Origin of the sequence: Paracoccus contaminans (assembly GCF_002105555.1) — a bacterium.
GTDB lineage: Bacteria > Pseudomonadota > Alphaproteobacteria > Rhodobacterales > Rhodobacteraceae > Paracoccus > Paracoccus contaminans.
Window position 1 is genome coordinate 1,830,174 of sequence record NZ_CP020612.1, and the last position, 21,882, is coordinate 1,852,055.

21 protein-coding genes are annotated in these 21,882 nt (G+C 68.0%); 7 read left to right on the forward strand and 14 right to left on the reverse strand.

Features of this window, described 5'->3' with window-relative positions; all coding sequences use genetic code 11:
* The first annotated feature begins 38 nt into the window (after window positions 1-38).
* Both folP and glmM read left to right on the forward strand, forming a co-directional pair.
* Entirely contained in the window at window positions 39-1,037 is a 999-nt protein-coding gene (gene folP, locus B0A89_RS08640; RefSeq protein ID WP_085377790.1) for a dihydropteroate synthase, read from the forward strand.
* Entirely contained in the window at window positions 1,034-2,380 is a 1,347-nt protein-coding gene (glmM, locus tag B0A89_RS08645) for a phosphoglucosamine mutase (protein WP_085377791.1), read from the forward strand. Before folP ends, glmM begins: the two co-directional genes overlap by 4 nt.
* Window positions 2,381-2,470: 90 nt before the next feature.
* Here glmM and B0A89_RS08650 read toward each other — a convergent pair whose 3' ends face one another.
* Entirely contained in the window at window positions 2,471-3,598 is a 1,128-nt protein-coding gene (locus tag B0A89_RS08650; protein ID WP_085377792.1) for an FAD-dependent monooxygenase, read from the reverse strand.
* A gap of 274 nt (window positions 3,599-3,872) precedes the next feature.
* A complete protein-coding gene (gene dksA, locus B0A89_RS08655; protein ID WP_085377793.1) occupies window positions 3,873-4,295 on the reverse strand; it encodes an RNA polymerase-binding protein DksA in 423 nt (140 codons plus the stop codon).
* A gap of 163 nt (window positions 4,296-4,458) precedes the next feature.
* Here dksA and B0A89_RS08660 point away from each other — a divergent pair, with 163 nt between their 5' ends.
* Both B0A89_RS08660 and B0A89_RS08665 read left to right on the forward strand, forming a co-directional pair.
* Entirely contained in the window at window positions 4,459-5,301 is an 843-nt protein-coding gene (locus B0A89_RS08660; protein WP_085377794.1) for an AAA family ATPase, read from the forward strand.
* Between the two features lie 92 nt (window positions 5,302-5,393).
* Entirely contained in the window at window positions 5,394-5,996 is a 603-nt protein-coding gene (locus tag B0A89_RS08665; RefSeq protein WP_085377795.1) for a glutathione binding-like protein, read from the forward strand.
* 2 nt (window positions 5,997-5,998) lie between these two features.
* Here B0A89_RS08665 and B0A89_RS08670 read toward each other — a convergent pair whose 3' ends face one another.
* The 12 genes from B0A89_RS08670 to ubiE form a co-directional block, all read right to left on the reverse strand.
* A complete protein-coding gene (locus B0A89_RS08670; RefSeq protein WP_085377796.1) occupies window positions 5,999-6,661 on the reverse strand; it encodes a hypothetical protein in 663 nt (220 codons plus the stop codon).
* A 126-nt stretch (window positions 6,662-6,787) separates the two neighbouring features.
* Window positions 6,788-7,282, reverse strand: coding sequence for a lytic transglycosylase domain-containing protein (locus B0A89_RS08675; protein WP_085377797.1), 495 nt, complete (start codon window positions 7,280-7,282; stop codon window positions 6,788-6,790).
* Between the two features lie 136 nt (window positions 7,283-7,418).
* A complete protein-coding gene (lpdA, locus tag B0A89_RS08680) occupies window positions 7,419-8,810 on the reverse strand; it encodes a dihydrolipoyl dehydrogenase (RefSeq protein ID WP_085377798.1) in 1,392 nt (463 codons plus the stop codon).
* A gap of 81 nt (window positions 8,811-8,891) precedes the next feature.
* Window positions 8,892-9,293 carry an MAPEG family protein gene (locus tag B0A89_RS08685; RefSeq protein ID WP_085377799.1) on the reverse strand — a complete coding sequence of 134 codons (402 nt, stop codon included), beginning with the start codon at window positions 9,291-9,293 and terminating at the stop codon, window positions 8,892-8,894.
* On the reverse strand, window positions 9,290-9,550 hold the full coding sequence (locus tag B0A89_RS08690; RefSeq protein ID WP_085377800.1) for a hypothetical protein: 261 nt from the start codon (window positions 9,548-9,550) through the stop codon (window positions 9,290-9,292). Before B0A89_RS08690 ends, B0A89_RS08685 begins: the two co-directional genes overlap by 4 nt.
* A 93-nt stretch (window positions 9,551-9,643) precedes the next feature.
* Complete coding sequence (gene odhB, locus B0A89_RS08695; protein WP_085377801.1) at window positions 9,644-11,320, reverse strand: 2-oxoglutarate dehydrogenase complex dihydrolipoyllysine-residue succinyltransferase; 1,677 nt, start codon at window positions 11,318-11,320, stop codon at window positions 9,644-9,646.
* 1 nt (window position 11,321) lies between these two features.
* On the reverse strand, window positions 11,322-14,288 hold the full coding sequence (locus B0A89_RS08700) for a 2-oxoglutarate dehydrogenase E1 component (RefSeq protein WP_085377802.1): 2,967 nt from the start codon (window positions 14,286-14,288) through the stop codon (window positions 11,322-11,324).
* A 110-nt stretch (window positions 14,289-14,398) separates the two neighbouring features.
* A complete protein-coding gene (gene sucD, locus B0A89_RS08705; RefSeq protein ID WP_085377803.1) occupies window positions 14,399-15,283 on the reverse strand; it encodes a succinate--CoA ligase subunit alpha in 885 nt (294 codons plus the stop codon).
* A 2-nt stretch (window positions 15,284-15,285) separates the two neighbouring features.
* Window positions 15,286-15,669, reverse strand: coding sequence for a hypothetical protein (locus B0A89_RS14635; protein ID WP_157115293.1), 384 nt, complete (start codon window positions 15,667-15,669; stop codon window positions 15,286-15,288).
* Window positions 15,666-16,859 (reverse strand): ADP-forming succinate--CoA ligase subunit beta, encoded by a 1,194-nt coding sequence (gene sucC / locus B0A89_RS08710; RefSeq protein WP_085377804.1) that lies wholly within the window; start codon window positions 16,857-16,859, stop codon window positions 15,666-15,668. The genes B0A89_RS14635 and sucC overlap by 4 nt, the downstream gene beginning before the upstream one ends.
* 350 nt (window positions 16,860-17,209) lie before the next feature.
* Entirely contained in the window at window positions 17,210-18,739 is a 1,530-nt protein-coding gene (gene ubiB / locus B0A89_RS08715) for a 2-polyprenylphenol 6-hydroxylase (protein ID WP_085377805.1), read from the reverse strand.
* Window positions 18,740-18,821: 82 nt separating this feature from the next.
* Window positions 18,822-19,574: a bifunctional demethylmenaquinone methyltransferase/2-methoxy-6-polyprenyl-1,4-benzoquinol methylase UbiE gene (gene ubiE / locus B0A89_RS08720; RefSeq protein WP_085377806.1), complete on the reverse strand. Its 753-nt coding sequence runs from the start codon at window positions 19,572-19,574 to the stop codon at window positions 18,822-18,824.
* A 56-nt stretch (window positions 19,575-19,630) separates the two neighbouring features.
* Between ubiE and mutM the strand changes: the two genes are divergently transcribed.
* The 3 genes from mutM to rpsT all read left to right on the forward strand — a co-directional run bounded on the left by mutM (window position 19,631) and on the right by rpsT (window position 21,761).
* Window positions 19,631-20,476, forward strand: a complete 846-nt coding sequence (gene mutM / locus B0A89_RS08725) for a bifunctional DNA-formamidopyrimidine glycosylase/DNA-(apurinic or apyrimidinic site) lyase (protein ID WP_085377807.1) — start codon at window positions 19,631-19,633, stop codon at window positions 20,474-20,476.
* Window positions 20,477-20,543: 67 nt separating this feature from the next.
* Entirely contained in the window at window positions 20,544-21,320 is a 777-nt protein-coding gene (locus tag B0A89_RS08730) for an enoyl-CoA hydratase (RefSeq protein WP_085377808.1), read from the forward strand.
* Between the two features lie 171 nt (window positions 21,321-21,491).
* Entirely contained in the window at window positions 21,492-21,761 is a 270-nt protein-coding gene (gene rpsT / locus B0A89_RS08735; RefSeq protein WP_085377809.1) for a 30S ribosomal protein S20, read from the forward strand.
* Window positions 21,762-21,882: the final 121 nt, after the last annotated feature.

A 21,882-nucleotide genomic window follows, 5' to 3' on the forward strand; every position in this document is an offset into this window, starting at 1 on the left:
ATCTTGCGCATGTTGCCGCGACGTGACAGGCCCCGACAATGACCGAGCCTTGCTATTTCCGGCCCATTCCCGATTCCGGCGGCGGCGGCCGCTGGCGCCTTGCAGGCGGCTGGGTGCGTTTTTCGCGCCTGGAGCGGCTGGCGCGCGGAAAGCCCCCGCAGATCGTCGATGATGCGCCCGAGGCCGTGCTGGCGGCCCTGACGGCGCCGCGCCCGCCCATCCTGGGCCTGGGGATGGATGCCCCGCGCATCATGGGCATCCTCAACGTGACGCCGGACAGCTTTTCCGATGGCGGCCGCTGGACGGCGGACAGCGGCATCGCCCATGGCCGCAGGCTTCTGGCCGAGGGGGCCGACCTCATCGATATCGGGGGCGAATCCACCCGCCCCGGCGCGGCCGAGATCGCCGTGCCCGACGAGATCGCGCGTGTCCTGCCGCCCATCCATGCCCTGGCGGCCGCCGCCCCCCTGTCGATCGACACGCGCAAGGCCGATGTCGCCCGCGCCGCGGTGGGGGCAGGGGCGGGGCTGGTGAACGATGTCTCGGGCCTTGATTTCGACCCTGCCATGGCGGGGGCGGTTGCCCGGACTGGCGCTGCGGTCTGCATCATGCATGCGCAGGGCCTGCCCGCCACGATGCAGGACGACCCGCGGTATGACGACGTGCTGCTTGATGTCTATGACGCGCTGGCCGAACGGGTGGCGCGGGCAGAGGCGGCCGGCATCGCGCGCGCCCGCATGGTCATTGATCCGGGCATCGGCTTTGGCAAGACCGAGGCGCATAACCTTGCGATATTGCGGCGGATCTCGCTTTATCATGCGCTGGGCCTGCCGGTGCTGCTGGGGGCATCGCGCAAGGGCTTTGTCGGGCGGATCGGCGGGGGGGCGCAAGCGGATGCGCGCGATCCGGGCAGCCTGGCGGTGACGCTGGCGGCGACCTTGCAGGGGGTGCAGATCCACCGCGTCCATGACGTGGCGGGCACGCGGCAGGGACTGGCCCTTTGGCGGGCGATTGAAGAACAGGGGCACGGCACATGAGCAGGCAGTATTTCGGCACCGACGGGGTTCGCGGCCGGGCAAACACCCATCCCATGACGGCAGAGCTGGCGCTGCGGCTGGGTGCGGCGGCAGGGCGCTATTTCCGCCGCGACGGCACCAACGGGCACCGCGTGGTCATCGGCAAGGACACGCGGCTGTCGGGCTACATGCTGGAAAACGCGCTGACGGCCGGGCTGACCTCGACGGGGATGAACGTGCTGCTGCTGGGTCCGGTGCCGACGCCCGCCGTGGGGTTCCTCACGCGCTCGATGCGGGCCGATCTCGGCATCATGATCTCGGCCAGCCACAACCCGGCCGAGGATAACGGGATCAAGTTCTTCGGCCCCGACGGCTTCAAGCTGTCGGACGAGGCCGAGGCAGAGATCGAGGCGATCCTGGGCGGCGAGATCTCGCTGGCACAGCCCCAGAACATCGGCCGCGCCCGCCGGATCGAGGATGGCCGCGGCCGCTATGTCGAATATGCCAAGACCACCTTTCCCGCCGGGCAGCGGCTGGACGGGCTGAAGGTCGTGATCGACTGCGCCAACGGCGCCGCCTATCGCGCGGCGCCGGACGTGCTGTGGGAGCTGGGGGCCGAGGTTATCGCCCTGGGGGTCAAGCCGGACGGCACCAACATCAATGCCGGGGTGGGGTCCACCCATCCCGAGGCCTGCGCGGCGGCCGTGCGCGAACATGGCGCGGATCTGGGCATCAGCCTGGACGGCGACGCCGACCGGGTGATGATCGTGGACGAGACGGGGGCGGTGGCCGACGGCGATCAGATCATGGCGTTGCTGGCCGGCCGCTGGGCCGAGGCGGGCCGCCTGCGCGGCGGGGCGCTGGTCGCAACGGTGATGTCGAATCTGGGGCTCGAACGGTTCTTGCAGGGGCGCGGGCTGCGGCTGGAACGCACCGCGGTGGGCGATCGCTATGTCGTCGAACGGATGCGCGGCGCCGGCTTCAACCTGGGGGGCGAGCAGTCGGGGCATATCGTGATGACCGACTATGCCACCACCGGCGACGGGCTGATCGCAGGGCTGCAATTCCTGGCGGCGCTGGCCGACAGCGGCAAGCGGGCGAGCGAGCTGGTCCGCCAGTTCACCCCGGTGCCGCAGCTGCTCAAGAATGTGCGCTATCGCGCCGGGGCCGATCCGCTGTCGGCCGAGGCGGTGCGCGCCCAGATCGCCGCCGCCGAGGCGCGGCTGGCCTCGTCCGGGCGGGTGCTGATCCGCAAGTCGGGGACCGAGCCGCTGATCCGCGTCATGGCCGAGGCCGAGGACGAGGGCGTGCTGCGCGAGGTCGTGGAGGGCATCGTCGCCGCGGTGGAGCGGGCGGCGGCCTGAGACGAAAGCCGGGGGCCGGGGCCATGGCGCCGGCGAGCCGGGGGTTTTCCACCCGCTGCCGCCCAGAGGATATTGACTTGCCGAAGAAGATCAGGGCGCCGCAGCGACCGGATCGAAGTCATAGACCCAGGCAAAGCGCCCGAACACCGCGCCGGGGGCCAGCCGGCCTGCCATGCGCAGCAGGGCATGGGCGGCCAGCCGCCGCGCGCCGTCAAGGTGATAGTTGCGGGCATTGGCGCTGGCGGCATCGACGATGCGCGCGCAGCGCCCCCGGCGCAGCGCCTGATAGCGCGCCAACGCCCGCGGCTGGTCGGCATCGGCATCCAGGCAGGCAGCCAGCGTCCAGCCATCCTCGATCGCCATGCAGGCGCCCTGCGCGAGGAAGGGCAGCGTCGGATGGGCGGCATCGCCCAGGATCGCGCGGCGATCGTCATGCCAGCGGGGGGCGACCGGGTGGCGGTGCAGGCCCCAGACCGCGCAGCGGGTGACCTGCTCCAGCCAGCCCGGCACCGGACCGCCAAAACCGGCAAAGGCGCGGCGCAGATTGGCGGGATCGTCGGGCAGGGACCAGCCTTCGACCGTCCAGCTGCCGCGTTCCTCGACGGCGACGATGTTGCGCAGCCCGCCGGCCAGCGGATAGCTGACCAGGTGCCGCCCCGCCCCCATGAAGACCTGCGCGCCCGGCTGTGCCCCCGGTTCAAGCGGGATGAGCGCCCGCCATGCGGCCTGCCGGGTGAAGAAGGGCGTCTCTGCCCCGTTCAGCGCGGCGCGCAGGCGGCTGTGCAGCCCGTCCGCCCCGATCAGCAGCGGCACGTCGGGCGGCTCCTCCACGGGGCTGTCCAGACGGATCGTCACGCCGCTGGCACGGGCGGCATCGCTCAGCAGGGCGATCAGGCGCGCGCGGTGGATGGTGCGGAAATCCTGCCCCGGCCGCGCCGCCGCCAGATCCATCCGCAGCACCAGCCCGCCGCGATGATCGCGCAGCGTGACAGCCGGGCTGTCGACCGAGGCCGCGCGGAACGGCCCGGACAGGCCCAGCGCATCCAGCACGTGGGCCGCGTTCGGGCTGATCTGAATGCCGGCCCCCACCTCGTCAAGCCGGGGGGCGCGTTCAAGAACCGTCACCGCCGCGCCCCGCCGCGCCAGCGCGAGTGCGGCGGTCAGCCCGCCGATCCCGCCGCCGACGACAAGGGCAGGGCGCCCGGCCAGCGCGCCCATGGCTAGACCGCCGCCCCTGCGGGCGCCAAGGCCGGCAGGGGACAAGGCGCGCCAAGGCGCGGCCCGCCCCAAGCGCAAAGGCCGTGGGTGCAAGGGCCGAGGGTGCTAGGGCCGAGGGTGCAGGGGCGGGGGATGGCAAAGCCCGACCGGCCAGGGCCGCGCCGGAAACCGGCGGTGCCCCGTCCCCCCCGCTGGGGGAGGGGGGGCGGGGCGCGGCCCCCGCAAGGGCGCGCGGCCCCTGGGGGCCGCATCCCTGCCATGCCGGCAGGCTGCCTCATTCCTCGCGGTGGACGCGTTCCTTGCGCTCGTGCCGTTCCTGCGCCTCGAGCGTCATGGTGGCGATAGGACGGGCGTCCAGCCGCTTGAGGCTGATCGGCTCGCCCGTCATCTCGCAATAGCCGTATTCGCCCGTCTCGATCCGTCGCAGCGCCGCGTCGATCTTGCTGACCAGCTTGCGCTGGCGGTCGCGGGTGCGCAGCTCGATGGCGCGGTCGGTTTCCTCGGAGGCACGGTCGGCGATGTCGGGGACGTTGCGGCCGCTGTCCTGCAACCCTTCCAGCGTCTCGGCCGACTGGTCGAGAAGCTCCTGCTTCCATGCCAGCAGCTTTCGGCGGAAATATTCAAGCTGGCGGTCGTTCATGAAGGGCTCGTCCTCGGCTGGACGGTATTCTTCGGGCAGGAACGTCTGACGTTTCATGCTTCCTCCGGCCGGACCGGAACGACCGGTCCCGGACTGTCGGCGCTCCCAATAAAGGATGAACGGCGTGAAGGAAAGGGCCGCATGTCCGCCCGCCCTTGCAACTTGTCTGGAAGGGGCGCTGCGGCTAAGGATCGGGGCGCCCCCAGCCCAGAGGCCCGCGATGCAGTTCCGTTCCACCGACAGCTATGTCGCCCCGCCCGATCTGACACTGGCTGTCAACGCCGCCGTCACGCTGGAAAGACCGCTGCTGGTCAAGGGCGAGCCGGGCACCGGCAAGACCGAGCTGGCCCGGCAGGTCGCCGCCAGCCTTGGCCTGCCCATGATCGAATGGAACGTCAAGTCCACCACGAGGGCGCAGCAGGGGCTTTACGAATACGACGCCGTCAGCCGCCTGCGCGACAGCCAGCTGGGCGATGCGCGGGTCCATGACATCGGCAATTATATCCGCCGCGGCAAGCTGTGGCAGGCATTCGCCGCGCCGGGCAAGGTCGTGCTGCTGATCGACGAGATCGACAAGGCCGATATCGAGTTTCCCAACGACCTGCTGCAGGAACTCGACCGGATGGAGTTCCACGTCTATGAGACGGGCGAGACGATCCGGGCCGCGCACCGGCCCGTGGTCATCATCACCTCGAACAATGAAAAGGAATTGCCCGACGCATTCCTGCGCCGCTGCTTTTTCCACTATATCCGCTTTCCCGATGCGGACATGCTGCGGCGGATCGTCGATGTCCATTTTCCCGGCCTCAAGCCGCGGCTGCTGGACGAGGCGCTGAGCCAGTTCCTTGAACTGCGCGAGGTGCCGGGGGTGAAGAAGAAGCCCTCGACCAGCGAATTGCTGGACTGGCTCAAGCTGATCCTGGCCGAGGATCTGTCGCCCGAGGATCTGAGACGCCCGGCGGGCGAGGTGCTGCCCCGCCTGCACGGCGCCTTGGTCAAGAACGAACAGGATGTGGCGCTGTTCGAGCGGCTGGCCTTCATGGCGCGGCGGCAGGGGCGCTGACGGGGGCGCTTGACGGGGCGCTTGACGGGGCGCTTGACGGGGCGGCGCGGGGGCAGTGTCATGCCGGCGGATCGACCATCAAGGAACACCCGATGAAGCTGTATTTCATGCCCGGCGCCTGTTCGCTGGCAAGTCACATGGTCCTGAACGAGATCGGCGCCCAATTCGAGATCGAAAGGGTCGGCCGCGACAAGAAGACTGCCAGCGGCAAGGATTACCTGGCCATCAATCCCAAGGGCAAGGTGCCGGCGCTGGAACTGGATGATGGGCAGGTGCTGACCGAGGGCCCGGCGATCCTGCAATATCTGGCCGACAGCTCGGGCAGCGAAACCCTTGCCCCGCGCTGCGGCTCGCTGGAACGGGCGCGGGTGAACGAGGCGCTGAACTTTGTCGCCTCGACGCTGCACCCGTCCTTCAGCCCGCTGTTCCGCGACGCGTCCGAGGCCGAGCGCGAGGCGCAGCGCGCCGCCGCGGGGAAAAACCTCGACATGCTGGAACAGCAGCTTTCCGACGGGCGGGCCTATCTGACCGGCGCGGCCTTTACCATCGCCGATGCCTATGGCGCCGTGGTGGCGGGCTGGGGCGAGCATGTGGGGCTGGATATGGGCCGCTGGCCGGCGGTCGGCGCCTTTGTCGCCCGCGTCAAGGCGCGCCCTTCGGCGGTCAGCGCCATGCAGCGGGAAAGCGCGGCCTGATTTCAGGGCGTATCGGGATGGCCGGGATGATCGGCCATCATCGGCCCCGGCCCCATGCCGCCGCCCATGCCCCCGCCCATGCCGCCGCCGCCCTTGCCGGAGCCGCCCGCTGCATCGCCGCCCTGCCGGCCCTTGGCCCCGGCAGGTGACGGCCGGGCGGGGCCTTGCGGCGGGATCGCCAGATTGGCGGGCAGGGGGGCCAGGTCGAGCGCATCGCGGATGAAATCGCGCAGCGAGACGACAAGCTGATCCATATGGACGGGCCGCCCCGCCACCATGTCGCGCGCGGCCTGCTGGGCCAGCCGCACCTGCTGTTCGGTTCCCAGCAGCAGCACATCGGACAACGCGCCCTCGACCGCATCGCGGATGCGCCGGGCGCGGTCGGATGCAGGCTCGCCAAGGCTGCCCGGATCGGCCCGGGCGCGCAGATCGCGCATATGGGTGGGATCGACGGCCAGATCGCCGGTGAACGAGCCGCCCAGTGTTTTATAGGCGGCGATCAGCACCTTCAGACGTTCATTGATCTGCCGGTTCATCCGCTCGCGCCGGGCCTGAACGGTGAACATGGCCAGCACACGGATGCCCATCCCGATCAGGGTGAACAGTGCCAGCCCTAATACGGTCTGAAGCAGGCTGTGCCAGTTGCTGAAATCGAGATTGCGCATTCCTGCCAAGCCACCATTGCTGCGCGCCGATTAGCGCGGACCGGGCCGAAGGACGGCCCCGGCTGCCCCGTTCCATGCCGGCCCGGCCCCTGCGCCGGAATGGACAGGATCGCCCCGGCCCCCCGGTCAGCGCAGCCCGGCTTCCTTCAGCAAGCCCTTGCGCTTGGCCTCATAGTAATAGCCCTTGGAATACCAACGCACGGCATTGTCAGGATTGCCGCCCGCCACGACATAGGCGCCCCTGAGATACTTGACCCCGTATTTGAGGTTCGTTTCGGCATCCAGCAGCCCCGAGGCCGATCCGGAATAGCCCATCCCCCGCGCGGTCGCCGGCAGCATCTGCATCAGCCCGTAATAAGGGCCATTGCGTGCGCCCGGCCGGTGGCGGCTTTCCCGGATGACGACGCGATGGACCAGATCCTCGGGAACACCATAGAGCGAGGCGTATTTGCGGATCAGCGCCCGCAGCTCCGGCGTCTCGTTGGGATACAGCGCCTCGCGCCTGGCCTGCTGCGCCCGCGGCTCGAGCAGATAGCGCCGGTCGTGGTCGATCTGATCGCCACAGCCTGCCACAAGCGCCGCCAGGGCCAGCATGCTCAGCCGGGAAAGAAGGGGGTTCATCAATGTCGCGCCCGTATGCTGTTTCCTTGGGCGCGACCATAGCGCCGCGGGCCATGGGCGTCCGGCACAAAGACGCGCCCCGCATGGGCATGCGGGGCGGATCGGCGGGTTGTCGCCTAGATCGGCAAAAGACTGCCTAGACGTGGATCGCCCCGTCCCCGCAGGCCAGCGCGGCCTCGCGCACGGCCTCGGACACGGTGGGATGGGCGTGGCAGGTCAGCGCCACGTCCTGCGCGGCGGCGCCGAACTCCATTGCCACGCAGATCTCGTGGATCATCTCGCCCGCGCCGGGGGCGATGATATGCGCGCCCAGAATACGGTCGGTGTCGGCATCGGCGATCAGCTTGACGAAGCCTTCGGCCTGCAGCATCGCCTTGGCCCGCGCATTGCCCATCAGGGGGAACTTGCCCACCCTGATCTTGCGTCCCGAGGCCTTGGCGGCCTCTTCGGTCAGGCCGACGCTGGCGACTTCGGGCGTGGTGTAGATCACGCCGGGGATCACGTCATAATTCACATGCCCGTGCTTGCCCGCGATGATCTCGGCCACGGCCATCCCCTCGTCCTCGGCCTTGTGGGCCAGCATCGGGCCGGGAACGGCATCGCCGATGGCATAGACGCCCGGAACGCTGGTCGCCCAATGGGCGTCGATGGCGATCTGCCCGCGATCGGTCAGCTGCACACCCAGCCCATCCAGCCCCAGCCCGTCGTGATAGGGGCGCCGCCCGGTGGCGACCAGAACGACATCGGCCTCGATGCTCTGCGCCTCGCCGCCTTTCCGGAGGGTATAGGTGACTGTCGCCGGGCCTGTCTCGCCGGCTTCAACGCCCGACACCGCGGCCCCGAGGATGAAGGTCAGGCCCTGCTTGGCGAGGATCTTCTGGAACTGCTTTTGCACCTCGCCGTCCATGCCGGGGGTGATGGCGTCCAGGTATTCGACAACCGTGACCTGGGTGCCCAGCCGGTTATAGACCGACCCGAGTTCCAGCCCGATGACGCCCGCCCCGATAACGACCATCGTCTTGGGGATCGAGGGCAGCTCGAGCGCGCCGGTCGAATCGACCACCACCCCGCCGGCATTGTCGATCGTCACGCCCTTCAGCGCCGTCGATACCGAACCCGAGGCGATGACGATGTTGCGCGTCTCGTATTCCGTGTCGCCGACCTTGACCTTGCCGGGGGCGGGGATGCTGGCCCAGCCCTTGAGCCAGTCGATCTTGTTCTTCTTGAACAGGAACTCGATGCCCTTGGTATTGGTGGCGACGGTTTCGGCCTTGTAGGCCTGCATCCGGTTCCAGTCGATGTCCGCATGGGCGTTCATCAGGCCCAGCGTGGCAAAATTCGCATGCATCTCATGCGCCATGTGCGAGGCATGCAGCAGCGCCTTGGACGGGATGCAGCCCACGTTCAGGCAGGTGCCGCCCAGCGTCTCGCGCCCTTCGACGCAGGCGACTTTCAGCCCCAGCTGCGCCGCGCGGATGGCGCAGACATAGCCGCCGGGGCCGGCGCCGATCACGATCAGGTCATACATCGCTTTGTCCTTGTCTGAAGCGGCCGGACCGGGGGCTTCGCGCCCCCGGACCCCCGCGGGATATTCATGTGCAGAAGAAGATCACAGAAGCGCCGTGACGATCATCGCCATCGTCGCCAGAAACCCGGCCATAAAGATGACCGAGCGCCAGGGCGACCAGCCGAATGCATAGGCGAGGACATAAAGGATGCGGGCCAGCAGATAGACCGCCGCGCAGATCGCCGTTCCCCGGCCGTTCGATGCGGTGAACTGCACCAGCACCACGGCGATGGTGAAGAAGGCGAGCGCCTCGAAATGATTGTTGACCGCCCGCCGCAGACGGCCCGTCAGGGCCGAGAATGCCGGCTCGGCATCGCGCGGGCCGGCATTCCAGCCATCCAGCCCGTCGCGGTGCATCGACCAGGCCGCCAGGCCGATCTGGACCGCCTGCAGGATCGCGGCAAGGCCGAGGACGGTCAACTCGGGGGTGGGCGCGACGCTCATGCGGTCTGGACCGTGTGGAACGCGGATGCCTGCACCCCGGCGCGGCCGTTGAAGACCTGCCCGGCGCTGTCAAGGTAATCCATCGCCCGCTTGCCGTCGGCAACCTGATACAGCACCCAGACGCGCTGCGCCCCCTCGCGCCAGATCTGCAGAACCGACAGCGAGGCATGGCCCCGATCCTCGGCATCCGCATCGAAGGCGGCGCGGAACTGGGCATAGTCGGCGATGTCGTAGCGGGCGATGATCTGGTTGGTCATGAGCGGTCGTCCTTTGGTCTGGCAAATCCCGCAGGCGCAATCCGGCCTGGGGCGGATCCGGGCGTTCCGGGCAAGGGAAACGCCCGGGCCCGGTCACAGATCCATCAGCAGCCGGCGCGGGTCCTCGATCGCTTCCTTGACGCGCACGAGGAACGTCACCGCGCCCTTGCCGTCCACGATCCGGTGGTCATAGCTCAGCGCCAGATACATCATCGGGCGGATGACGATCTGTCCGCCGACCACGACCGGGCGGTCCTGGATCTTGTGCATCCCCAGGATGCCCGACTGCGGCGGGTTCAGGATGGGCGAGGACATCAGCGAGCCATAGACCCCGCCGTTCGAGATGGTGAAGGTGCCGCCCTGCATGTCCTGCATGGTCAGCTTGCTGTCGCGGGCGCGCGCGCCCAGCTCGGCGATTTCCTTCTCGATCTGCGCAAAGGATTTCTGCTCGGCATCGCGCACCACAGGAACCACCAGCCCCGTGGGCGTGCCGACCGCGACGCCCATGTTGACATAGTTCTTGTAGACCACGTCGCCGCCGTCGATCTCGGCATTGACCTCGGGCACTTCCTTGAGCGCATGGCAGCAGGCCTTCACGAAGAAGGACATGAAGCCCAGCTTGACCTTGTGCTTCTTTTCGAAGGCGTCCTTGTATTCGGTCCGCAGGCCCATGACGCCCGACATGTCCACCTCGTTATAGGTGGTCAGCATGGCGGCGGTGTTCTGCGCGTCCTTGAGGCGGCGGGCGATGGTGGCGCGCAGGCGCGTCATCTTGACCCGCTCCTCGCGCCCGGCGGCCTGCGCGGCCTGCGCCTGGCGGGGGGCAGGGGCGGGCTGGGGCGCCGCGGAATGCTGGGGCGCTGCCTGGCCCGAGGCCGCGCGGGACACGTCTTCCTTCATCACGCGCCCGTCGCGGCCCGAGGGCTGCACCTGGTCGCGGCTGACGCCGGCCTCGGCCATCGCCTTTTTGGCCGAGGGCGCATCCTCGATGTCGCTGCGGCCCGCACCCTTGCGCGGCGTCATCTGTTCGGGACCGGCGCCGGGCGAGCCGACCTGCCCGGCCGTCACGCCATCCTCGCCGCCCGCGGCGGGGCCGACGGGGTTGCCGCCCTGCGCGCCGCGCTCATAGGACGCGCCCGCGCCCGACGGGCCGGCGCCCGACTGGCCCGCGCCCGCATGCGACGGGGCGGCGCCAGAGGCGCCCTCGCTGATGACGGCCAGCCGTGCCCTGGCGTCAACCGTGGCGCCTTCCTCGGCCAGGATCTCGGCCAGCACGCCCGAGGCAGGGGCCGGAACCTCGACCGAAACCTTGTCGGTTTCCAGCTCGCACAGCATCTCGTCCTGCTGGACGGTGTCGCCGACCTTCTTGAACCAGGTGGCGACCGTTGCCTCGGTCACGCTTTCGCCCAGGGTGGGCACCATCACGTCAACGGATTGTCCGGCCATCTTCGGCGTCTCCTTGGCTGCGGCGCGCTGGCCGGTGGTCTGCTCGGCGGCGCCCTGCGCCGCGGGGGCGGGCGCCTGGGCCGCGCCGCCTTCGGTGATCTGCGCAAGCAATGCGTTCGGGCCGACCGTGCCGCCTTCGGGCGCGACGATCTCGGACAGCACGCCGGCGGCGGGCGAGGGCACCTCGACCGTCACCTTGTCGGTTTCCAGCTCGCACAGCATCTCGTCCATGGCGACGCTGTCGCCCGGCTTCTTGAACCAGGTCGCGACAGTGGCTTCGCTGACGCTTTCGCCCAAAGCGGGCACGCGGACTTCGGTGGTCATCTCAGCTCTCCAGCGTGATGGCTTCGGCGACGAGCTGTTCCTGCTCGACCTTGTGGCGACTGGCCAGGCCCGTGGCGACCGAAGCCTGCGCGGCGCGGCCGACATAACGGGCGCGGGGGTGATCGGCGCCGACGCGGTTCAGCACCCATTCCAGGTTCGGCTCGACAAAGGACCAACCGCCCTGGTTTTTGGGTTCCTCCTGGCACCAGACGATCTCGGCCTGACGGAACCGCCCCAGCTCCTTGGCCAGCGACTGCGCCGGGAAGGGATAGAACTGTTCCAGCCGCAGGATATAGACATCCTGCGCCCCGGCCGCGTTCCGCGCCGCCAGCAGGTCGTAATAGACCTTGCCCGAACAGACCACGACCCGCCGGATCGCGTCGTCGGGGGCCAGCTGGAAATCGACATTGCCGCGCTGCGCGTCATCCTGCAGCACCCGGTGGAAGGTCGAGCCGGTGGTGAAGTCCTCGGCGCTGCTGACAGCCTGCGGATGGCGCAGCAGCGATTTCGGCGTCATCAGCATCAGCGGCTTGCGGAAGCTGCGGTGGATCTGCCGGCGCAGGATGTGGAAATAGTTGGCCGGGGTCGTCAGGTTGGCGACGATCCAGTTGTCCTCGGCGCACATCTGCAACCAGCGCTCCAGCCGGGCCGAGGAATGTTCCGGCCCCTGGCCTTCGTAGCCATGGGGCATCAGCACCACCAGGCCCGACATGCGCAGCCATTTCTTTTCGCCCGACGAGATGAACTGGTCGAACATGATCTGCGCGCCGTTGGCAAAATCGCCGAACTGCGCCTCCCACAGGGTAAGGGCGTTCGGCTCGGCCAGCGAATAGCCGTATTCGAAGCCGAGGACCGCATATTCCGACAGCATCGAATCGATGACCTCGTAGCGGGCCTGCCCTTCGCGCAGGTTGTTCAGCGGGTAATAGCGCCGCTCGCTTGTCTGGTCGATGAAGGCCGAATGGCGCTGGCTGAAGGTGCCGCGCGTCGAATCCTGCCCCGCCAGCCGCACCGGATGCCCTTCCAGCAGCAGGCTGCCGAAGGCCAGCGCCTCGCCCGTGGCCCAGTCAAAGCCGCGGCCCGTCTCGAACATCTGGCGCTTGGCCTCCAGCAGACGGCCCACCGTCTTGTGCAGGGCAAAGCCCTCGGGGGCGCGGATCAGCGATTGCCCGATCTGGTCCAGCGTCTCGGGGGCGATGCCGGTATTGCCGGGGGTATATTCGGCGCCCTCGGGCGCCAGACCGGCCCATTTGCCGTCCAGCCAGTCGGCCTTGTTCGGCTTGAAGTTCTTGCCGACCTCGAACTCTTCGTTGAGATGGGCCTGGAAGGCGGCCTTCATGTCCTCGATCTCGCCCTCGGGGATCAGGCCGTCCTTGACCAGCCGCTCGGTGTACAGCTGCAAGGTCGTCTTGTGGGCCTTGATGTTGGTGTACATCGCCGGGTTGGTGAACATCGGCTCGTCGCCTTCGTTGTGACCGAAGCGGCGATAGCAGAAGATGTCGATGACCACGTCCTTGTGGAACTTCTGCCGGAATTCGGTCGCAACCTTGGCGGCGTGAACCACCGCCTCGGGATCGTCGCCGTTCACGTGGAAGATCGGCGCCTCGACCATCAGCGCGATGTCGGTCGGATAAGGCGAGGTGCGGCTGAAGGACGGCGCGGTGGTGAAGCCGATCTGGTTGTTGACGATGATGTGGATGCACCCGCCCGTGCGGTGGCCGCGGATGCCAGACAGCTGCAGGCATTCGGCCACGACGCCCTGTCCGGCAAAGGCCGCGTCGCCGTGCAGCAGCACCGGGATGACGCTGGTCCGGTCGACATTGTCGCCATACTGGTCCTGCTTGGCACGCACCTTGCCCAGCACCACGGGGTTCACCGCCTCCAGATGGCTGGGGTTCGCCGTCAGCGAAAGGTGCACCATGTTGTCGTCGAACTGCCGGTCGGCCGAGGCGCCGAGGTGATATTTCACGTCGCCCGAGCCGTCCACGTCATCGGGCTTGTAGCTGCCGCCCTGGAATTCGTGGAAGATGGCGCGGAACGGCTTGGACAGCACATTGGCCAGCACCGACAGGCGGCCGCGATGGGGCATGCCGATGGCGATCTCATGCGCGCCCAGCGCACCGCCGCGCTTGATGATCTGCTCCATCGCCGGGATCAGCGCCTCGGCCCCGTCAAGGCCGAAACGCTTGGTGCCCATGTACTTGACATGCAGGAACTTTTCAAAGCCCTCTGCCTCGACCAGCTTGTTCAGGATGGCCTTGCGGCCCTCCTGGGTAAAGGCGATCTCCTTGCCGTAGCCCTCGATCCGCTCCTTCAGCCAGGCGGCCTGTTCGGGGTCCGAGATGTGCATGAACTGCAACGCGAAGGTGCCGCAATAGGTGCGCTTCATCAGCTCGGTGATCTGGCGGATCGAGGCGACCTGCAGGCCCAGCACGTTGTCGATGAAGATCGGCCGGTCCATATCGGACGCGGTGAAGCCGTAGGTGGCGGGGTCAAGCTCGCCCAGGGGGGGCATCTCGCGCATGCCCAGCGGGTCGAGATCGGCGAACAGATGCCCGCGGATGCGGAAGGCGCGGATCAGCATGATCGCGCGCACGCTGTCCAGCACCGCCTGGCGCATCTGCTCGTCGGACAGGGTGACGCCCTTTTCATCGGCCTTTTCAGTGATCTTCCTGATCGCCGCCTTGGCCTCGGCCTCGCGCGCCATGGGCCATTCGCCGGTCAGGGCGGCGGTGTTCTCGTCGCCGGGCTGGGGCGGCCAGTCGGCCCGCGCCCAGCTGGCGCCCCGCGCCTCGCGCGTGACGGTCTGGGGGGCATCGCCGAGGCTGCGGAAATAGTCATCCCACGCCTGATCGACCGCGGCGGGATCATTGGCCCACTGGCCGTAAAGCTGTTCGACATAGGCGGCGTTCGCCCCTTGCAGGAACGAGCTGTCACGGAAGGCGGCGTTGGGGGATTGGTCGTTCATGGGGGCACCTGACCGGCTGGGTCTTGTGAAAGGGCGCCGGCCTTTGCCGGCACCTGCGGGGTCGTCGTCCGCCCCTACCTAGGCAGGGGCGGGCGGTCATCCAATGGGGGTCAGCGGCCCATCGCCTTCTGCACCGCCTCGCCCAGGCCCGCAGGGCTGTCGGCGACCACGATGCCGGCCTCTTTCATCGCGGCGATCTTGCTTTCCGCATCGCCCTTGCCGCCCGACACGATCGCCCCGGCATGGCCCATGCGGCGGCCGGGGGGGGCGGTGCGGCCGGCGATGAAGCCGGCGGTCGGCTTCCAGCGGCCCTTCTTCTTCTCGTCGGCAAGGAACTGCGCCGCGTCTTCCTCGGCCGCGCCGCCGATCTCGCCGATCATGATGATCGCGTCGGTTTCATCGTCGGCCAGGAACATTTCCAGCACGTCGATATGTTCCATCCCCTTGATCGGATCGCCCCCGATGCCGACGGCCGAGGACTGGCCGAGGCCGACATCCGAGGTCTGCTTGACCGCCTCATAGGTCAGCGTGCCCGAGCGCGAGACGACGCCCACCCGCCCGCGCTTGAAGATGGACCCCGGCATGATCCCGATCTTGCATTCGTCGGGCGTCATGATGCCCGGGCAGTTCGGCCCGATCAGGCGCGATTTCGACCCCTGCAGGGCGCGTTTCACCTTCATCATGTCCAGCACCGGGATGCCTTCGGTGATGCAGACGATCAGCGGGATTTCGGCGTCGATCGCCTCGAGGATCGAATCGGCCGCGAAGGGCGGCGGGACGTAGATGACGCTGGCGTTGGCGCCGGTGCGCTCGACCGCCTCGTGAACCGAGTCGAAGACGGGCAGGTTCAGGTGCGTCGTGCCGCCCTTGCCGGGCGTGACGCCGCCGACCATCTGCGTGCCATAGGCGATCGCCTGTTCGGTGTGGAAGGTGCCCTGAGAGCCGGTGATGCCCTGGCAGATGACCTTGGTGTTCTTGTCGACGAGAATGGCCATATTCACAGGTTCCTTAGCTGGGCAAGACTTTTGTAGGGCAGATAACCAGCGTCCTCTTTGGAAAGCGGGCGCCCCCATTTGCAATCATCTTTTTTACGCGCGTCGGCGCGCTCTTTACTTTTCTCCAACCACTCCGGATTGTTCGTGCGGAAGGTGAGCCAATCGAGTTCGAGTTTTCCGCCCGTGCTTTCCCAAATCCCGATTTCGCCTAGATAGGCATACAGTTCGCTCGTCCCCTCTTTTTTTTGGTAGAGCGCCTCCGCATCTTCGAGCGTCGAAAACTCTCTTGTTTCCCAGCCAACGTCATCGTGCGGGGACTTTGTCCATCCGCAAGAGAAGGGCGTTTCAAGCTCGGCGAATGTGGGTTTAAGACGTTTGCTCGTCATTGTTTAACCGCCTTCACGATCTTTTCGGCCCCATCGCGCAGGTCGTCCGCCGCGATCACGTCCAGACCGCTTTCGCTGATGATCTTCTTGCCCAGCTCGACATTCGTGCCTTCCAGCCGGACGACCAGCGGAACCTTCAGCCCCACTTCCTTCACCGCGGCGATGATGCCCTCGGCGATGATGTCGCAACGCATGATGCCGCCGAAGATGTTGACCAGGATGCCTTTGACGTTCGGATCGCTGGTGATGATCTTGAACGCCTCGGTGACCTTTTCCTTGGTCGCGCCGCCGCCGACATCCAGGAAGTTCGCCGGTTCCGCGCCATACAGCTTGATGATGTCCATGGTGGCCATCGCAAGACCCGCGCCGTTGACCATGCAGCCGATCTCGCCGTCCAGCGCGATGTAGTTCAGGTCGTACTTGGACGCCTCAAGCTCCTTGGGGTCTTCCTCGGTCTCGTCGCGCAGCGCCATGATATCCTTCTGGCGATACAGCGCGTTGTTGTCGAAGCCGACCTTGGCGTCCAGCACCTTCAGCTGGCCCTGCTCGGTCACGATCAGGGGGTTGATCTCCAGCATCTCCATGTCCTTCTCGACGAAGGCCTTGTAGAGGATCTTGACCAGCGCGACGCACTGCTTGACCTGATCGCCCGTCAGGCCCAGCGCAAAGGCGACGCGGCGGCCATGCCAGTCGGACAGGCCCGAGGCCGGATCGACGGTGAAGCTGACGATCTTTTCGGGGGTCGCATGGGCGACTTCCTCGATGTCCATGCCGCCCTCGGTCGAGGCGACGAAGCTGATCCGCGACGATCCGCGGTCCACCAGCAGCGCGAGATACAGCTCGCGGGCGATGTCGCTGCCGTCTTCCAGGTAGATGCGGCCCACCTGCTTGCCGGCCGGGCCGGTCTGGTGCGTGACCAGCGTCTTGCCGAGCATCTGGTTCACGTTGGCCACGACTTCCTCGACCGACTTGGCCAGGCGCACGCCGCCCTTTTCGCCGGCTTCGGCTTCCTTGAACCGGCCCTTGCCACGCCCGCCGGCGTGGATCTGGGATTTGACGACCCAAAGCGGGCCGGGCAGTTCGCGGGCCAGGGCCTCGGCCTCGGCGGCGTTCAGGACCGGACGGCCCTCGGACACCGGAGCGCCGTATTCCTTGAGCAGTGCCTTGGCCTGGTATTCGTGAATGTTCATGAACGCTGTTCCCGCAACTGAAGCATTGCGCGGTTCCTTATCCCAAGCGCCCCCCTTGACCAATGAAGAAGGTTGCAAACGACCGTCCGCAAGCGGAATACCGCGCCTGTGTGATCACGTTCCGGAAGGCTGTGATCACAGGCGCCGCCTGCGTGATGCAATGCCCGTGCCAACGCGTGCCGCGATGGGCAAACGAGTCTCGGCTGCCGGGCAGAACGCCTTGACCGGACAGCGGCATTGACCACCGCACGGGCGGGGGGCGGGGGGCGGGGGGCGGGGGGCGGGGGGCGGGGCCGTCAGCAGTTGGGCTTGGCCTCTCGCGCGGTTCCCCGGCAAGGCCCAGGGGGGTGTCAGGCCAGCAAGGCCCCCAGCACTGCCCCGCTCGCCAGCAGGGCGGCGGCCCACAGCATCCGGCGCGGGCCGCCGGGGTCGATGACGACCAGCGCGGGGGCGGGATTTGCCAGCCGCTCGACCTGGCGATCGACGATGGCGGGCAATTGCGGCCCATGCCGGCCCAGCGCCTGCAGCACCCGCAGCCCGTCGCGCAGCGCCGCAGGCGGGCCGAGATTGTCGCGGATATAGCGCTCGACCACCGGGCGCGCGGCTGCCCACATGTTGATCTGCGGATCGAGCGTGCGGGCGACCCCTTCGACCACGACCATGGTGCGTTGCAGCAAGATCAGCTCGGTCCGCGTGGGCATGCCGAAACGCTCGGTCACCTCGAACAGATGGGCCAGCAGGTTGGCCATCGAGATGCGCGAGGCGTCGGCGTCGAAGATCGGCTCGCCCACCGCGCGCAGGGCACGGGCGAACTGCGCCATGTCGCGGTCGGCGGGAACATAGCCCGCCTCGAAATGGACGCGCGCCACGCGCCGGTAATCGCGCTGGATGAAGCCGTAGAGGATTTCCGAATAGATCCGGCGGGTGAATTCGTCGATCTCACCCATGATGCCGAAATCCAGGGCGATGATGTCGCCACTGGGGCTGATGCGCAGGTTGCCGTGATGCATGTCGGCGTGAAAGAAGCCGTCGCGCAGCGCATGGTTCAGGAACAGCTGGATCAGCCGCTCGGCCAGCGCATGGGTATCGTGGCCGGCGGCGCGGATCGCGGCCACATCGGCCATCGGGATGCCCTCGGCCCAGTCGCTGGTCATCACCCGCCGCGCGCTGAGCGGCCAGTGCGGCAGGGGAACCGACAGCCCTGCATCCTCGCGCGTGTTCTCGGCGAATTCCGAGGCCGAGGCGGCCTCGAGCCGCAGGTCAAGCTCGCCCAGCACGACCGACTGGAAATGGCCGACCACATCGCGCGGGCGCAATCGCCGGCTGGCCGGCGACAGGCGCTCGATCAGGCCGGCGGCCAGGTGGAAGGCGTCGATGTCGCGGCGGAAGGCAGTCTCGATGCCGGGGCGCAGCACCTTGACGGCCACGCGCGCGCCGGTGTCGGCGCGCACCGCCTCGTGCACCTGGGCGATCGAGGCGGCGGCGACAGGTTCGGAAAAGGCCGAAAACAGCACCTCGACCGGCGCGCCCAGATCGGCCTGGATGACCTGCCGGGCAACGGCGGTGGGAAAGGGGGGCAGGCGGTCCTGCAGCATCCGCAGCTGCTGCGCCATCTCGTCCCCGACGACATCGGGGCGCGTGGACATGATCTGGCCGAACTTGATGTAGGCCGGGCCCAGCGCGGTGATCGCCCGCGTGATGGGCGGCAGGGCCGGATCGCCCCGATAGCCGAGCCATGCGAAGGGCAATCCCATGATGCGCGCGGCCGCGCGCACGCGGCGCGGGGCCTTCATGGCGTCAAGCGCCGCCCCCATCGCCCCGGTCCGCTGAAAGGTCGCGCCCGTGCGGATCAGCCGCCAGATGTTGTGAGGCCCGCGCATCAGCCCGAGGTCCGCGCGGCAAGGGGCAGGGCGCCGCGATCGGACCGTCCGGTCCGGCGCCCCCGCATGGCAGGTCCCGTGCTCACAGCTTCCACCCAGAATGCAGCGCGGCGATGCCCATCGAAAGGTTGCGATATTGCACCCGTTCGAAGCCGGCATCGCCGATCATGGCGGCAAAGCTTTCCTGATCGGGGAAGCGGCGGATCGATTCCACCAGATACTGATAGGAATCGCGGTCGCTGGCGACCAGCTGTCCCAGCGGCGGGATCACGTTGAAGGAATAGCGGTCATAGGCCCATTGCAGGGCGGGCACCGGCAGCTGGCTGAACTCCAGCACCATCAGCCGGCCGCCGGGGCGCAGGACGCGGAACGCCTCGGCCAGCGCGTCGGGGATGCGGGTGACGTTGCGGATGCCGAAGCTGATCGTGTAGCGGTCAAAGCTGGCATCCGCGAAGGGCAGGGCCATCGCATCGCCCGTGACCCAGGACAGGCGGTCCGCGAGGCGGCCCGCCTCGGCCCGCTTGCGCCCTTCGACCAGCATCGATTCGGTCATGTCGCAGACGGTGACGCTCGCCCCCGGCGCCCGGTCCAGGAAACGGAAGGCGATGTCCCCGGTTCCGCCCGCCACATCCAGCAGGCGCTGGCCGTCCCGCGGGGCCAGCCAGTCCATCATCGCGGTTTTCCACAGGCGATGGATGCCGACGCTCATCAGGTCGTTCATCACGTCGTATTTCGAGGCGACGCTCGAGAACACCCCGTGCACGAGGCCGGCCTTGTCCTCTTCAGCGACGCTCTGAAAGCCGAAATGGGTTTGCCTCGATGCGCTGTCGGTCATAGCTCTCGTCCGTCGCCCGCCTGTCAGGCCGGCACCATGCAGCGGATGGGCGGGAAATGCCAGAACTGCCAGAGGTCGAAACGGTTCGCCGCGGTCTTGCGCCGCATCTGGCGGGGCGGCGCATCCTGCGGGTGGACCAGCGCCGCCCCGACCTGCGCTGGCCGATGCCGGTCGATCTGGTGCAGGTTCTGACCGGGGCGCGGGTCACGGAGCTGCGGCGGCGGTCCAAGTATATCCTGGCCGACCTGGACCGCGGCCCCAGCCTGTTGATCCATCTGGGCATGTCCGGGCGCATCAGGATCGAGGGCGAGGGGCTGGGCCGCTTTCACCATGATCCCTCGATCCTGCCCCGGCACGATCACCTGGTGCTTGAAACCGAGGATGGCGCCACCATCACGCTGAACGACGCCCGCCGGTTCGGCGCGGTCGATCTGGTGCGCGAGGGCGCGCCCCATCCCCTGCTGGCCGCGCTCGGCCCCGAGCCGCTGTCGCAGGATTTCACGCCGGCGGTGCTGGCCGCAGGGCTGGCGGGCAGGAAGATGCCGGTCAAGGCGGCGCTGCTGGACCAGCGGATCGTGGCGGGCCTTGGCAACATCTATGTGTGCGAGGCGCTGTTCCGCGCCGCCATCCATCCGGCCCGCGCGGCCGGGCGCATCGGGGCCGCCCGGACGGGCGCGCTGCACGCCGCGATCCTGGCGGTGCTGGAGGAGGCGATCGCCGCGGGCGGATCGTCCTTGCGCGATCATCGCCAGGCCAGCGGCGAGCTTGGCTATTTCCAGCACAGCTTCCGCGTCTACGGGCGCGAGGGCCAGCCCTGCCTGCGGGCAGGATGCGCCGGCACGGTGCGGCGGATCGTCCAGTCCGGCCGCTCGTCATGGTATTGCCCCGCCTGCCAGCACTGATGGCCCGCTGGCATCGCGATCACGCTTTTGCTAGCAGGGCAGCCAGGGCAACACAGGGAGAGCTGCCATGGCCTACAAGACCATCCTGGTCGAGATCGCCGATCACGTCGCACTGATCCGGCTGAACCGACCCGAGGCGCTGAACGCCCTGAGCGGCGAGCTGATCGGAGAGCTTGCCGCAGCCGTCAGCGCCGCGGATGCCGACCCGGCGGTGCGCTGCCTGGTCCTGACCGGCAGCGAAAAGGCCTTTGCCGCGGGCGCCGACATCCGCGAGATGGCGGCGAAATCCTATGTGGACGTGCTGACGGGCGATCTGTTCGGCCCGCAGATCGACCAGATCAACCGCTGCCGCAAGCCGATCATCGCCGCCGTGGCGGGCTATGCGCTGGGCGGGGGATGCGAGCTGGCGATGATGTGCGATTTCATCATCTGCGCCGAGAATGCCAAGTTCGGCCAGCCCGAGATCAACCTGGGCGTCATCGCCGGCATCGGCGGCACGCAGCGCCTGACGCGCCTGGTGGGCAAGTCCAAGGCGATGGACATGAACCTCACCGGCCGCTTCATGGACGCGGCCGAGGCGGAACGCTCGGGTCTGGTCAGCCGCGTGGTGCCCCTCGACAAGCTGCTGGACGAGGCGATGGGCGCGGCGCGCAAGATTGCCGCCAAATCGGCGATCGCCGCCATGGTCGCCAAGGAGGCGGTGAACCGCAGTTACGAGACGACGCTGCGCGAGGGGCTTTTGTTCGAACGCCGCGCCTTCCATGCCCTGTTCGCCACCGAGGATCAGAAGGAAGGCATGAGCGCCTTTGCCGAAAAGCGCGAGGCGCAGTTCCGCGACCGCTGAGCGGCAGGCGATTTGGGCTTTCCCCCGCGGACGGATGCCGTTATAAGCCGACGCTTACATGCGCGTGGGCCCGCTTAGGCGAGAATCGGGACCGTCCCCATCGGGGGCGGCGGATTTGGGTCTTTTGCGCAAATGACATAACGCAACCGACCTGACAGAGACCCCTGACCCATGGCCAATACGCCCCAGTCCAAGAAACGCGCCCGCCAGACCGAACGCCGCACCGAAGTCAACAAGGCGCGCCGTTCGCGCATCCGCACCTTCCTGCGCAAGGTCGAGGAAGCGATCGCCGGCGGCGATGCGGCGGTTGCGGCCGAGGCGCTGCGCGTGGCGCAGCCCGAACTGATGCGCGGCGTCACCAAGGGTGTCGTCCACAAGAACACGGCATCGCGCAAGATGTCGCGCCTGGCCTCGCGGGTTAAGGCCCTTTCGGCCAGCTGATCGCCGGCCCTCGATCTGCCGCAACAGGCGCCCCCCGCTGGCCGGGGCGGCGCCTGTTCGTTTTCGCGCATGCCTGCGCATGTTATGGCAAGTAGCTGTATTTTCAATGAAAAATCAACGG